This window comes from Vibrio ordalii ATCC 33509, from assembly GCA_000257205.1.
Taxonomy (GTDB): Bacteria; Pseudomonadota; Gammaproteobacteria; order Enterobacterales; family Vibrionaceae; genus Vibrio; species Vibrio ordalii.
The window spans coordinates 28,959-42,788 of sequence record AEZC01000213.1 but is presented as its reverse complement, the minus strand read 5'-3'; the positions used below and the strand labels follow the sequence as shown (position 1 = coordinate 42,788).

Annotated in this window: 9 protein-coding genes and 2 pseudogenes; 10 read left to right on the top strand and 1 reads right to left on the bottom strand. The window is 46.7% G+C overall.

Translation table 11 applies throughout. The annotated features are described in order from the left end of the window. The first annotated feature begins 763 nt into the window (after positions 1-763). From arcA to VOR_RS0114160, 8 genes and pseudogenes are all read left to right on the top strand, one after another. A pseudogene (arcA, locus tag VOR_RS17995) lies at positions 764-1,983 on the top strand (arginine deiminase). A 73-nt stretch (positions 1,984-2,056) separates the two neighbouring features. After that, entirely contained in the window at positions 2,057-2,968 is a 912-nt protein-coding gene (gene arcC, locus VOR_RS0114195; protein ID WP_010320356.1) for a carbamate kinase, read from the top strand. A 135-nt stretch (positions 2,969-3,103) separates the two neighbouring features. Next, a pseudogene (locus VOR_RS17990) lies at positions 3,104-4,130 on the top strand (ornithine carbamoyltransferase). 407 nt (positions 4,131-4,537) lie between these two features. After that, the gene (gene pyrB, locus VOR_RS0114185; protein WP_010320355.1) at positions 4,538-5,467 is read left to right on the top strand and encodes an aspartate carbamoyltransferase; all 930 of its coding nucleotides are present in this window, start codon (positions 4,538-4,540) and stop codon (positions 5,465-5,467) included. Positions 5,468-5,482: 15 nt separating this feature from the next. Then, positions 5,483-5,947 (top strand): aspartate carbamoyltransferase regulatory subunit, encoded by a 465-nt coding sequence (gene pyrI, locus VOR_RS0114180; protein WP_010320354.1) that lies wholly within the window; start codon positions 5,483-5,485, stop codon positions 5,945-5,947. Positions 5,948-6,354: 407 nt separating this feature from the next. Beyond that, entirely contained in the window at positions 6,355-6,813 is a 459-nt protein-coding gene (locus VOR_RS0114170; RefSeq protein WP_193386226.1) for an arginine repressor, read from the top strand. 160 nt (positions 6,814-6,973) lie between these two features. Then, entirely contained in the window at positions 6,974-8,776 is a 1,803-nt protein-coding gene (locus VOR_RS0114165) for a protein-disulfide reductase DsbD (RefSeq protein ID WP_010320352.1), read from the top strand. A 241-nt stretch (positions 8,777-9,017) separates the two neighbouring features. Next, positions 9,018-9,647, top strand: coding sequence for a response regulator transcription factor (locus tag VOR_RS0114160; protein ID WP_010320351.1), 630 nt, complete (start codon positions 9,018-9,020; stop codon positions 9,645-9,647). Between the two features lie 4 nt (positions 9,648-9,651). Here VOR_RS0114160 and VOR_RS0114155 read toward each other — a convergent pair whose 3' ends face one another. After that, entirely contained in the window at positions 9,652-11,397 is a 1,746-nt protein-coding gene (locus tag VOR_RS0114155; protein ID WP_010320350.1) for a potassium/proton antiporter, read from the bottom strand. Positions 11,398-11,784: 387 nt separating this feature from the next. On the opposite strand from VOR_RS0114155, the gene VOR_RS0114150 reads away from it, so the two are divergent. Next, positions 11,785-12,051, top strand: a complete 267-nt coding sequence (locus tag VOR_RS0114150; RefSeq protein ID WP_010320349.1) for a DUF4212 domain-containing protein — start codon at positions 11,785-11,787, stop codon at positions 12,049-12,051. A 12-nt stretch (positions 12,052-12,063) separates the two neighbouring features. Beyond that, positions 12,064-13,767: a sodium:solute symporter family protein gene (locus VOR_RS0114145; protein ID WP_010320348.1), complete on the top strand. Its 1,704-nt coding sequence runs from the start codon at positions 12,064-12,066 to the stop codon at positions 13,765-13,767. Positions 13,768-13,830 lie beyond the last annotated feature (63 nt).

Here is a 13,830-nt window from a genome sequence, read left to right as displayed (position 1 = left end):
TAGCAATCGGCTGGGATAAATAACCACTTTTGGTGACTAAATAAAACGCGGCCTATATTCCTTTATCACCAAATTCAGATCGCCTGCTATTTCATCTCTCATTTTCCGTCCTCTATTACGCCAATTCAGACAAAACATCTACATTAGAAAGCCTGCGTGAGATCAAGTTTTATTAAGAAAGTTATGTTAACACAGCCCATTTCTTCGACTCATATTCAACTATATACCCTTTTCAAGTGCATATTCTTAACCAATTCTAAGAATTATCGACGTGTTTTTGGTGCATAAAATTCCCGACCAAAATACCTGTCCTATATGGAGTAGTGCTGCGTGAGATTTAAATTGAATTAACATCCATAAAAAAAGCAGTAATAAATATGACACTCACAATATAAACACTGCATAAACATTGTTAAAAAACTCTTATTTTCGCCGAATTTCAATATAAATCATTCTGTGATGGACCTCTAAGAACATATACAGACCAAGGGTAATATTAATTGCAGAACAAAGAAGTGAATAAATAAATTCATACTAAATTCCCTACAGAAATAATTATGTATTTATCCAGAAAAAGTTGAATTTAATGTCAAAAATATAACGGCATAAATGCATATATACCCAAACAACTTGGAGTTGCAGGTAGGCGGCAAGTGAGTGAGTCCCCATGAGCATAGGCAAACTATGTGATTGGGGTGAACGAACGTAGCCAACACCGCTGCGGCTTCAAGTAGGAAGGGTATAAATTAAGAGAGATACTATTATGAGTAAGTTATATGTTGGTTCTGAAATTGGTCAATTACGTCGAGTTCTTGTTCACCGCCCAAGACGCTCACTCACTTAACACCATCAAACTGTCACGACCTTTTGTTTGATGATGTATTGGCCGTAGAGCGTGCGGGGAAAGAGCATGATGCGTTCACACAAACGCTACGTGACCAAGGTGTTGAAGTTTTACTGCTGACCGACCTATTAGCCGACACGCTAGCGGTTCCCGTCGCAAAAGAGTGGCTGCTTACTCAACAAGTATCGGATTACCGCCTTGGCAAAACATTTGCGAATGACGTGCGCTGCTACCTCAGCGATCTGCCAAACCTTGAATTGGCAAAAATCCTGACAGGTGGTTTGTCTTACGCTGAAATGCCAATGAAATCCTCTTCAATGATGCAAGGCTTGCATGCACCAACCGATTTCATCATTGAACCACTACCAAACCATCTCTTTACTCGCGATACGTCTTGCTGGGTATACGGTGGCGTATCAATCAACCCAATGGCAAAACCTGCACGTCAACGTGAAACCAACCATGTGCGTGCAATTTACCGCTGGCATCCAAGCTTTGCGGGCCAGGACTTCATTAAATACTTCGGTGATGACGAGAGCATTAATTACGATAATTCAACCATTGAAGGTGGTGACGTTCTTGTGATTGGCAAAGGTGCAGTACTGATTGGTATGTCTGAGCGCACCACAGCGCAAGGTGTTGAACACTTAGCTGCTAGCCTATTTAAACATGGCCAAGCGAAGCAAATCATTGCGATGGAACTACCAAAACACCGCTCTTGCATGCACTTAGATACCGTCATGACACACATGCGTGAAGACACCTTCTCTGTTTACCCAGAAGTGGTACGCAAAGATGTGAAATGCTGGAGCCTCACAGGCGATGAGTCTGGTGCCGTGAACGTCAAAGAAGAAGGTTATTTCGTGACCGCCATCGAAAAAGCACTTGGCGTTGACAAGCTCAACCTGATCACAACGGGCGGTGACAACTTCAACGCAGAACGTGAACAGTGGAACGATGCAAACAATGTCCTAACCGTCAAACCTGGGGTCGTGATTGGCTATGAAGGCAACACCTATACCAATGAAAAATACGACAAAGCAGGCATCACTGTTCTGTCTATTCCTGGTGACGAATTGGGCCGTGGCCGTGGCGGTGCACGCTGCATGAGCTGCCCAATTGAGCGTGACGGTATCTAGCCCTTAGGTTAATCAAATGGGTTGAGGCAAATCTCCTCTGCACGCCTCAACCCACCTTAGAAGAGATAGAATTATGAGCAAACAAACTGTTGTTGTTGCATTAGGTGGAAACGCGCTACTTCGTCGTGGTCAGCCATTAGAAGCAGATGTTCAACGTCGCAACATTGAAATTGCAGTCAAAACCATTTCCGAAATAGCCAAACACTATAACGTGGTGCTGGTGCATGGCAATGGCCCTCAAGTTGGCCTGCTGGCACTACAAGGTCTCGAATACAAAAAAGTAGCGCCGTACCCACTCGACGTATTGGGCAGTGAAACTCAAGGGATGATTGGCTACATGTTGATGCAAGAGTTCAAAAACATGCTGCCTGAACGCAATATTTCGTGCATGTTGACCCAAATGATGGTCGACCCGAAAGACCCTGCATTTGCCAACCCAACCAAACCGATTGGCCCAGTTTATCAAGAAGCAGAAGCACGTGAATTGGCTGAGAAATACCACTGGACAGTCAAACCCGACGGCCAATACTTCCGCCGTGTGGTTCCGAGCCCTCAACCGATAGGCATCGTCGAACATGATGCGATTTCCCAGCTTATCAGTGCCGGTCATTTGGTGATTTGCACCGGTGGTGGCGGTATTCCAGTCAAACGTGAAAACGGCAAATTAGTCGGTGTAGAAGCAGTGATCGACAAAGACATGTCGGCTGCCTTTCTTGCCAAACAATTGAACGCCGACGCGCTGCTCATTTTGACCGATGCTGACGCCGTTTACCTTGATTGGGGTAAACCAACCCAACATGCGCTGCGCAGCACAACGCCAAGCGAGCTTGCCAACTATCAATTTGATGCTGGTTCTATGGGGCCAAAAATTGAAGCCTCGTGCGAATTCATTCAACAAGGCGGGAAAGTCGTTGGGATCGGCGCGTTAGAAGATGGCCTAAGCATCTTAGAAGGCACAGCAGGCACCAACATTACGCGTGATTAACACATTGTTTTTAACATCTATTTTATAAACCGAATCTGTTTTTAACTTTAAACAACTGTTTTTAACTTTAAAAAAATAGTAACGCTTTCTTCCACCCTTTCATCAGAAGCAAGCGTTGCAAATGAGGAAAAGATCATGGCTTTTAACTTACGCAATCGTAACTTTCTAAAACTTCTTGATTTCACTCCACGCGAAATCCAACACCTATTGGATCTATCACTTGAGCTGAAAAAAGCCAAATACAACGGTTATGAACAGCCTCGTCTCAAAGGCAAAAACATTGCACTTATCTTTGAAAAAACCTCAACGCGCACTCGCTGTGCATTCGAAGTAGCAGCGTTTGACCAAGGTGCTCAAGTCTCCTACTTAGGCCCATCAGGTTCACAAATTGGCCACAAAGAGTCGATGAAAGATACCGCGCGCGTCTTAGGCCGCATGTATGACGGCATCGAATATCGCGGCTTTGGTCAAGAGATCGTTGAAGAGCTTGGTGCCTACGCTGGCGTACCAGTATGGAACGGCTTAACTGACGAATTCCACCCAACACAAATTTTGGCTGATTTCCTTACCATGATCGAACATGGCCGTGGCAAACGCCTCCATGAAATGAAATTTGCCTACCTCGGTGATGCACGCAACAACATGGGGAACTCCTTGATGGTGGGCGCTGCGAAAATGGGCATGGACATTCGCCTTGTTGCGCCAAAAGCGTTCTGTCCAACCGAAGAATTAGTCGCGGAATGTCGCACTATTGCGCAGCAAACAGGCGCGAAAATTACGCTTACAGATGATGTTCAATAAGGCGTTCAAGGCTGTGATTTCCTTTACACCGATGTTTGGGTATCGATGGGCGAAGCGAAAGAAGCATGGGCAGAGCGCATTGAATTGATGCTGCCTTACCAAGTGAACATGGCAATGCTAAAAGCCACTGGTAACCCACATGTGAAATTCATGCACTGCTTGCCTGCTTTCCTGCTTTCCTGCTTTCCACGGCGAAGATACCACCGTTGGCAAAGAGCTTGCGAAAAACTACCCAGTGCTTGCCAAAGGCGTTGAAGTGACCGATGAAGTGATTGAATCTGAGCATTCCATCGTGTTCGATGAAGCTGAAAACCGCATGCACACCATCAAAGCCGTGATGGTGGCCACCTTAGGTAACTAAATTAGGGTAGTTAACTTAGTTAACGAATAGTAGATAATAAAGCTCGCATTTTTTTTCATTCAATAACACTCACAAATCGCGCTTATGCTTTAGCTGCAAACGCGTAGTAAATAACATCGAAATCAAGCTAATTTCGCATAAAAATCCATTTTCTGGATATTTTCCAAAGAGTATTGCCAGCGTGTTTTTTGTCCGTATAATCCTTCACAATTTGTCTAAACAGAGCAGAAAATGAACCGCAGCACTCCCCATCAACGCCATCCATTACACCCGGCGCCGGTCGAGTTAGTCGTTTTGTTTTTCTGTTCTGAACGTTATTGAAGCCTCCTATTTTAGGGGGCTTTTTTTTAAGCAAAATTTCGCAAAGGCTAGTAGCAAAAGCGAACCATACAGAGGGAAGACACGTTATGGCGCATTCGTTATTTAACAAGCACATCATTTCCATTCCAGAACTGAGCCGCGCGGAACTGGAGCTGATTGTTGAAACTGCAACAAGGCTTAAAGCGGAACCAAACCCTCAACTTCTCAAAAATAAAGTAGTAGCAAGCTGCTTCTTTGAGCCCTCTACACGTACCCGTTTGTCGTTTGAAACGGCAGTGCAGCGCCTAGGCGGCACAGTGATTGGTTTTGATAATGGCGGCAATACGTCACTAGCCAAAAAAGGGGAAACCTTAGCTGACTCGGTGCAAGTGATTTCCTCTTATGTCGATGCATTTGTCATGCGCCACCCACAAGAAGGCGCTGCACGTTTAGCCTCTGAGTTTTCCAACGGCGTTCCCGTAGTCAACGGTGGTGATGGAGCTAACCAGCATCCAACCCAAACCTTGCTCGATCTGTTTTCCATTTATGAAACGCAAGGCAGGCTCGATAACCTTAACGTCGCGTTCGTCGGCGACTTAAAATATGGCCGCACCGTCCATTCGCTCACCCAAGCCTTATCGAAATTCAACAATGTACGTTTCTTTTTTATCGCCCCAGAAGTGCTGGCGATGCCAGATTACATTTGCGAAGAACTCTCAGAGGCTGGCATTGCGTTTAGTTTGCACGCCAGCATTGAAGAGGTCGTGCCTGAACTGGATGTGCTGTACATGACGCGCGTACAAAAAGAGCGCTTTGATGCATCCGAATACGCGCACATGAAATCGGCTTACATCTTAACCGCAGAAACATTAAAAGAAGCTCGCCACAATTTAAAAGTGCTGCACCCACTGCCTCGGGTCGATGAAATCACCACCGATGTCGATAAAACACCTTACGCCTACTATTTCCAACAAGCCGAAAACGGCGTTTATGCGCGTGAAGCTTTATTAGCCATTGTTCTTAACCCAACCTTATAAGCAGGAGATAACCTCATGGTAAAAGAGACCCAATTGCAAGTTGAAGCGATTCGTAACGGTAGCGTGATTGACCATATCCCTGCCAACCTTGGGATCAAAATTCTCTCTTTATTTAAGTTAAATGAAACCAATCGACGTGTGACGATTGGCCTAAATCTGCCCTCTTCTGCGTTAGGTAATAAAGATCTGATTAAAATAGAAAACCTTTATCTCACCAAAGAGCAAGCGAACCAATTAGCACTGTATGCCCCGAAAGCCACCGTCAATCAAATTGAAGAGTATAAAGTGGTCAACAAACTGACCCTCACTTTGCCAGAGCGAATTGACAGCGTATTTCGTTGCCCAAACAGCAACTGCATCTCTCATGGCGAGCCTGTCGAGAGCCGCTTTAAAGTGCAGCTCAAACAAGAGAATGTGCATCTCAAATGCCACTATTGTGAGAAAGTATTCTCGCGCGAAATCATGACTGAACGTTGCTAAAACAGCACTAAGCGCGTCTCCATCGCGTTTACAGCCCTGCCAGCCTCCAGCGTCCTAACTCGGCGCTGGACAACTTCCGAATCTTGCATATTTCCGTGCATATTATTCCATCAAATCAGCATAAAACGCCAAAAATCAATCGGCAATCTAGTTTATTATTTGGTGATCCCCCGCAAAAAGCGACACATTGATTAATGCTAAGCTACAGGCATCAATCATAATCCCCCACCACCTATAGAGGGGAAAAGAGCAATGCTCAACCGTTGCGCCATTGGCGTCACACATAACGTCAACTCACACTCTAGGGCTTTGGGAGTGTGCTGGCATGGTAAGGATCACCGATACCCCAGACGCAGTAGCGTGTATAAAAGGAACCGCCCGTGAACAGAAAAATCCCCCACGGCGCAATGCAAGCCGATGACAAAACGTTAGCTTCCGCTTGTAAGAAAATCCTACAACAACAAAGTTTTGCTAACCAAAATGAGCTACGACTCAGGCTAATAGAGCTCGGCTATGAAGGCATTAGCCAATCCACTGTATCACGCTTGCTTTCCCAACTTGGTGTGGTGAAAGTGCAAAATGCGTGCGGCAAAAAAGTGTACTGCATTACGGTCGAAACCGCGCCAGTGCGTGTTGAGTCATCTATCGCTTCACAAATTGAGTTTATCACTCACAATCAAGCCACTGTGGTGGTAAAAACTCATCCTGGAAGTGCTCAATTGGTCGCACGATTGGTTGATATTGATCCCCACACTGAGATTTTAGGAACGGTCGGTGGTAATGACACTGTGCTTATTATTCCCAAAGACATCAATAATATTGAAGCGTGTGAAGCGGTGGTGAAAACTCGCCTAGGTGTCGCTTAAGCCCTATCGCCCAGCCAAGTGAGGGCGACAACCTCACTTGGCTTTTCTCGCTTCACTGCCTCATCAGCGACGATTTTTCCATCACTGTGAAACTTATTGCGCCGAAAAGCGGTCTGATTGGGTTAAGATGACACTCACCTAATGAAGACTCGATTTTTGTATGCGCCTACTCTTTTCCTTTGTACTGCTAGCTCTGCTGACACTTTCCCAACCTGCGTTGGCGGTCTTCGGCAATGACAATCCATTCAATAGTGGTAACAACCTCGGTTTGGCCTCAGCCGACAATCAATTTGTCCCTGTTGACCAAGCGTTTCCTTTTCATGCCGAGCAGCAAGGTAAGCAGGTCTTCTTAGATTGGCAGGTCAAGCAGGGCTATTACCTCTACCAAGATCGGATCAGTATCAGCGCCGAAAATGCGCAGCTTGGTGAAATCGAGATGCTCGATGGTCAGCCATATCACGATGAATTTTTTGGTGATGTGAAGATTTATACTGAGCCACTGTTTGTCGACGTACCGCTCCTCAGTGCAGCAGCAAACGCCAAATTAATTATCCAGTACCAAGGGTGTGCAAAAGCGGGCTTTTGCTATCCACCAGAAACGCGAATTATCGACCTTCAAGCTGTGGCAAGCGATACTCGCTCTGACAGCAACACGGCGGCCAATGTAGCGAAAAGCGAAACAGCGTCACCAAAAGCGCCCGTGGCTGAACAAGACGGGCTAGCAAGCCGCCTCGCCGATTCTTGGTGGACACCGCTTCTCTTTTTAGCACTTGGCGTTGGCCTCGCCTTTACCCCTTGCGTACTCCCGATGTACCCGATCCTCACCAGTATCGTGCTTGGCCGTGGCCAACTTTCACAACAGCGCGCGTTGATTTTATCGTTTATTTACGTGCAAGGTATGGCGCTCACTTATACCGTGCTTGGCCTAGTCGTCGCTTCGGCTGGGTTACAATTTCAAGCCGCGATGCAGCACCCTTATGTACTGATTGGCCTCAGTACCCTATTTGTGCTACTCGCCCTGTCGATGTTTGGCGTTTATACCTTACAACTGCCAAGCAAAGTACAGACGTGGCTAAGCAGCCTGAGTAATAAGCAGCAAGGCGGGAGCAGTGTTGGCGTGTTTGCCATGGGCGCGATTTCCGGTTTGGTTTGCTCACCGTGCACCACCGCGCCTCTTTCTGGCGCGCTGCTGTATGTCGCGCAAAGTGGCGATCTGTTCACTGGTGCGATTGCACTGTATGCCTTAGCAATGGGCATGGGGATTCCACTGATCTTGGTCGCCGTATTTGGTAATAAACTGCTACCTAAAGCGGGTGGCTGGATGGAGAGAGTCAAAACACTGTTTGGCTTTATTTTACTGGCTGCGCCGATCTTCTTACTTGAACGCTTATTGCCACCAGTGTGGTCAACGGCGCTCTGGTCCGCGCTTGGGATCGCCGCGTTTGGTTGGCTCTATCATTGTAAAAACAGCTTGCCGTTTGGTGGCTGGAAACAGAGCATGGTTGGCATTATTGCGCTATTGGGTCTGTTTGCTTCAGCGCAACCTGCACTGGATGCATGGTTTAAGCCAGAACAAGCCAACCTAGCAAGCCGTAGCCATGTCGAGTTTATTCGGGTGAATAATATTGCCGAGCTCAACTTGCAGTTGAGCCAAGCCAAATTAGCAGGCAAACCCGTCATGCTCGATTTCTACGCCGACTGGTGCGTGGCATGTAAAGAGTTTGAAAAATACACTTTCCATCAGCAAGAGGTCGCGCAGAAACTGCAAAACTTTGTGCTATTGCAAGCGGACGTCACCAAAAATCAGCCACAAGATATTGAGCTGCTCAAGGCGATGAACGTGCTAGGGTTACCGACGATTGATTTTTGGAATGCGCAAGGTGAACGCGTTTCAAACGCGCGTATCAGCGGTTTTATGCCAGCCGATCGCTTTTTAGCGCACCTCATCGCCCACCAGCTTTAAGGTTTACCCGTTATTGCCGCCTGTTTGAGCAAGCCATTGCAACCGTCGGCAATAATGGCGCGTGAACGCCATCACTTCTTCTCGAACCGCTTGGCATGCACCACTCTCAGATCAGGCTCAGTCACTACTAAGTCTCAGACAAAAAGTGGATACAGTTCAGACTTTTAGCGTATAAAGATTGTTCAGCGAGAGATCGCGGTCAATAATCGATTTAATGACATTGCTAAAAGTGTAAAACGTCATGGATTCGACCTACACCATCATCATTGCTGACGACCACCCTCTGTTTCGCAATGCGCTATTTCAATCAGTGCATATGGCGATAAGCGGTGCCAATTTATTGGAAGCGGATTCGCTAGATGCCCTGTTAGCCTTATTAACCAAACAGAGCGATGCGGATTTGCTGCTGTTGGATCTCAAAATGCCAGGCGCAAATGGGATGTCAGGGCTCATTCACTTGCGAGCCGAATACCCTGATTTACCGATTGTGGTGATTTCAGCCAGTGAAGAGCCTTCGGTAGTAGCGCAAGTAAAAAGCCATGGCGCGTTTGGCTTTATTCCTAAATCGAGTGACATGCGCGCGCTGATCGCAGCACTCAATCAAGTCCTAGCCGGTGACCCATTTTTCCCTGAAGGGCTAATTGCCAATCACGCCGCGTGCAATGATTTAACCAAGAAAATTGCCGCCTTAACCCCGCAACAATACAAGGTATTAGGCATGCTCTCTGATGGGCTACTCAACAAACAAATCGCCTATGAGCTTAATGTTTCTGAGGCGACCATCAAAGCGCACATGACGGCTATTTTCCGTAAACTTGGGGTTAAAAACCGCACTCAAGCAGTAATTTTACTCAATGAGTTGGGCGAGTAGTCAGCTACTCGCTCGCTTCATCTAACGCCTCTTCTAAAGGTAATCGCAAACCGACTTTGGTTGCTTGCCAATCGGCCACGTCCGCTACGACCAGATACAGACCTTGCCATTCAAAATGGTCACCCAGTACTTGTGTGGCTCCGAGCTCTTGGATCAGCAAATCGTTGAGCGTCATCTCTTGATTGAGGTGCTCAATCGTCAAACCATAATAGGCTGCGACATCAACGAGTTTTGCATCCACATCCAAAAAGAAGTCACCAAAGAAGCGCTCTAACGAGGCTTTTTCTGGCGCTTCACTAAATAGGTTGCTCAGTGATTCGAGATCTTTCTCCTGTGCTAACACGCACAATACATCGCCCTCTTGCAACTTAGTACTGCCCGATGGGTGAAGCAGTTGCTCGTCACGAAACACGGCGGTAATACGTGTTCCTTCAGGCATAGAGAGGTTGCGTAATGGCTCACCAATACACCATTTATCTTGTTTAAGTTTATAGACCAACGTTTCCCATTCGCTGCATGGGTATATCTCAACACCGGTACGTGAAACTGGCTCAGGTTTGGGCGGCAGTTCAACGCGAGCCAAAGCAGCGGCTTTCATCAAGGTCCCACCTTGCACCACTAACGATACCATCACAACGAAGAAGGCTAAGTTAAAATAGAGCTGCGCATTCGGTAAACCGGCCATCATTGGGAAAACCGCTAAAATAATGGGTACAGCGCCGCGTAGTCCAACCCAAGAGATAAACCACTTTTCACGCGCGGTAAATGCTTTGAATGGTAATAAACCGATCCATACCGAAATGGGGCGCGCAAACAAAATCATACCAAAGGCGAGCGCAAGGCCCGGCACCGCAATGGTCAGCAATTCAGAAGGTGTGACCAATAACCCAAGCACAAGGAACATACCGATTTGACTAAGCCACGTCATCCCATCCAGTACGTTCAAGATCGAGTAACGGCAACGGGTCGGTTTATTGCCCAGCAGTAACCCCGTCAAATAGATAGATAAAATACCACTGCCGCCGAGTGAATTGGACAGCGCAAAAATAATCAAACCACCACTAATGGCCAAAATAGAATAGAGCCCTTCAGGCAACTGATTACGATTAATCAGCTTCCAGAGTAGCCAACCTCCGGCTAATCCAAATAAAGCGCCGAGACCAAATTGCTGGATAAAACTCAGTAACAAAAACCCAGCACTGAGATCATCGCCTTGGCTACCCAGCACCGCAATTAATGTCACGGTTAAAAACACCGCCATCGGATCGTTAGTGCCCGATTCAATCTCCAACGTTGAACCGACGCGCTCATTCAAGCTTCTCCCTTTAAGCAGAGAAAAAACCGCCGCCGCATCGGTTGAGCCGACAATCGCACCGACCAATAAGCCTTGTAGCAACTCCAAATTAAACAGCCATGCAGCCATTAACCCCGTCAGCGTAGTAGTAATTGCTACCCCAATCGTCGCTAATGAGACTGACGGCCAAAAGGCAATCCGAAAGCTGGCAACACGGGTACGCATACCACCATCCAATAAGATGATGGCGAGCGCTAAGTTACTGACTAAATAAGCAAGAGGATAGTTATCAAATAAAATCCCCCCAGGTCCATCCTCGCCAGCCAACATACCCACCACTAAAAAAATGAGCAGAATAGGGATCCCTAACTTAGAAGAGACCGGACTTAACAACACACTTAATGCAATCAGCAAAGCACCTACGAGAAAAAAACCATTGATAGCGATTGCATCCATATTCCTTCCTTATTGATTTAATTATTATTGATTGAACAACCAATATAAACTCGCGTTCCATTGTGCCTTAGTTTAATCCGTTTTTAAGACAACTTTATGTAAACATTGATCGTTTTTATCGTGGCGAGAATAACCAACTACATAAAAAATCCTTAACTCGCCATGAGCGATTTTCCAATCAAGAGCTTATGATCTTATACTTTTGGCTAATTTAACATTTATTCAACATAATAAAGACCTTCTAAATTGAGGCATTTCATTTAGTTACAATGAATTGGAAAAAACAACCTCCCGACTAAAGTTGCACAGACCCACCACCCTTTCACTTCTATCTTGACTTCGTAACATTAAATTAACACTACGATATGCAAACCGAAGGAGAAGGTCATGGCGTTCCAATCAACCGAACATGCTCAAGCCTACTGGAAGGAAAACTTGGCAATTATGGGCTCACTGCTGGCAGTGTGGTTCTTGGTATCATATGGTGCAGGCGTTCTTTTCGTCGACGCACTGAATACGATTCATTTAGGCGGCTTCAAACTAGGGTTCTGGTTTGCACAACAAGGGTCCATCTATACCTTTGTCGCCTTGATCTTTATTTACGTTGTGCGCATGAATGCGCTCGACAAGAAATACAACGTGCAGGAAGACTAAGAGGTTTACGAAATGGATATTCAAACTTGGACGTTTATTCTGGTCGGTATTACGTTTGCACTCTATATCGGCATTGCCATTTGGGCTCGTGCAGGATCGACCAGTGAATTCTATGTCGCTGGCGGTGGCGTTCACCCTGTTGCCAACGGCATGGCAACCGCAGCGGACTGGATGTCAGCCGCTTCGTTTATCTCGATGGCAGGTATTATCTCGTTCATCGGATACGACGGCGCTGTCTATCTAATGGGCTGGACTGGCGGCTATGTGTTACTAGCACTCTGCCTTGCACCTTACTTGCGTAAATTCGGCCAGTTCACCGTGCCGGATTTTATCGGTGAGCGGTACTACTCAAAAACCGCGCGCATGGTGGCGGTATTTTGCGCCATCTTTATCTCGTTTACTTATGTGGCGGGGCAAATGCGCGGCGTCGGCGTGGTCTTCTCTCGTTTCCTCGAAGTGGATATTAACGTCGGTATCGTCATCGGTATGGGGATCGTGTTCTTCTACGCAGTACTTGGTGGCATGAAAGGCATCACTTATACACAAGTTGCACAATTCTGCGTGCTCATTTTCGCCTTCCTTGTTCCGGCTATTTTCACCTCGATCATGATGACAGGTAACCCACTGCCACAAATTGGCATGGGTTCAACCATTACTGGAAGCGATGTCTACCTACTCGATAAACTTGATGGCTTAACTCAAGAGCTCGGCTTTACTACCTATACTGATGGTAATAAAAGCATGGTTGACGTGTTCTTTATCTGCGCAGCCTTGATGGTAGGTACTGCTGGTCTTCCTCACGTGATCATTCGCTTCTTCACTGTGCCTAAAGTACGTGATGCACGTATTTCGGCAGGTTGGGCATTGCTGTTTATCTCTTTGCTATACACCACCGCACCGGGCGTTGCTGCCTTTGCACGAGTTAATTTAATTGACACTATCAATGGGTCAGACATGCAAGGTGTACCCGCAGCAGAAGCACCGACTTGGTTTAAAAACTGGGAAAATACTGGTCTTGTGAGTTGGGAAGATAAGAACGGTGATGGTCGCATGTTCTACTCCGGCGATGAGCGTAATGAGATGAAAATTAGCCCTGACATCGTCGTATTGGCATCTCCTGAATTAGCGAAATTGCCAAACTGGGTGGTTGGCTTACTCGCAGCTGGGGGTTTAGCTGCCGCGCTTTCTACAGCCGCAGGTCTTTTGTTGGTTATCTCAACATCAATCTCACATGACCTATTGAAGAAAGGCTTCAAACCAAACATGACCGATAAACAAGAGCTGTTAGCCGCGCGCTTAGCCTCTGTGATTGCGATTGTTGGTGCGGGTTACCTCGGCATTAACCCTCCGGGTTTTGTGGCTCAGGTGGTAGCGTTTGCCTTCGGCTTGGCAGCCGCCTCCTTCTTCCCGGCCATTATTTTGGGCATCTTCTACAAGAAGATGAATAAAGAAGGCGCGATCGCGGGCATGGTCGCAGGGATTATCTTTACCGCAACCTACATCATCTACTTCAAGTTCATTAACCCGGCAGCCAGCACGCCAGATAACTGGTTGTTTGGTATCAGTCCTGAAGGTATTGGTACGCTAGGTATGTGTTTGAACTTCGTGGTATCGATTGTGGTGAATAAATTTACCGCAGAAGTTCCAACCGAAGTGCAAGAAATGGTGGAATCTATCCGCTTCCCGAAAGGCGCGGGTCAAGCTCACGACCATTAATCTTCACCTACGAGCGTCATGCTCGATGTTCGCTCCGCAGTGAAGCGTGATAACCATAAAGCC

Excerpts from the sequence above, each read along its gene's own strand:
- pyrI (WP_010320354.1), top strand. The coding sequence starts at position 5,483 with ATGGTAAAAGAGACCCAATTGCAAGTTGAAGCGATTCGTAACGGTAGC.
- VOR_RS0114155 (WP_010320350.1), bottom strand. The coding sequence starts at position 11,397 with ATGGATGCAATCGCTATCAATGGTTTTTTTCTCGTAGGTGCTTTGCTG.
- arcC (WP_010320356.1), top strand. The coding sequence starts at position 2,057 with ATGAGCAAACAAACTGTTGTTGTTGCATTAGGTGGAAACGCGCTACTT.
- VOR_RS0114165 (WP_010320352.1), top strand. The coding sequence starts at position 6,974 with ATGCGCCTACTCTTTTCCTTTGTACTGCTAGCTCTGCTGACACTTTCC.
- pyrB (WP_010320355.1), top strand. The coding sequence starts at position 4,538 with ATGGCGCATTCGTTATTTAACAAGCACATCATTTCCATTCCAGAACTG.
- VOR_RS0114170 (WP_193386226.1), top strand. The coding sequence starts at position 6,355 with ATGCAAGCCGATGACAAAACGTTAGCTTCCGCTTGTAAGAAAATCCTA.
- VOR_RS0114145 (WP_010320348.1), top strand. The coding sequence starts at position 12,064 with ATGGATATTCAAACTTGGACGTTTATTCTGGTCGGTATTACGTTTGCA.
- VOR_RS0114150 (WP_010320349.1), top strand. The coding sequence starts at position 11,785 with ATGGCGTTCCAATCAACCGAACATGCTCAAGCCTACTGGAAGGAAAAC.
- VOR_RS0114160 (WP_010320351.1), top strand. The coding sequence starts at position 9,018 with ATGGATTCGACCTACACCATCATCATTGCTGACGACCACCCTCTGTTT.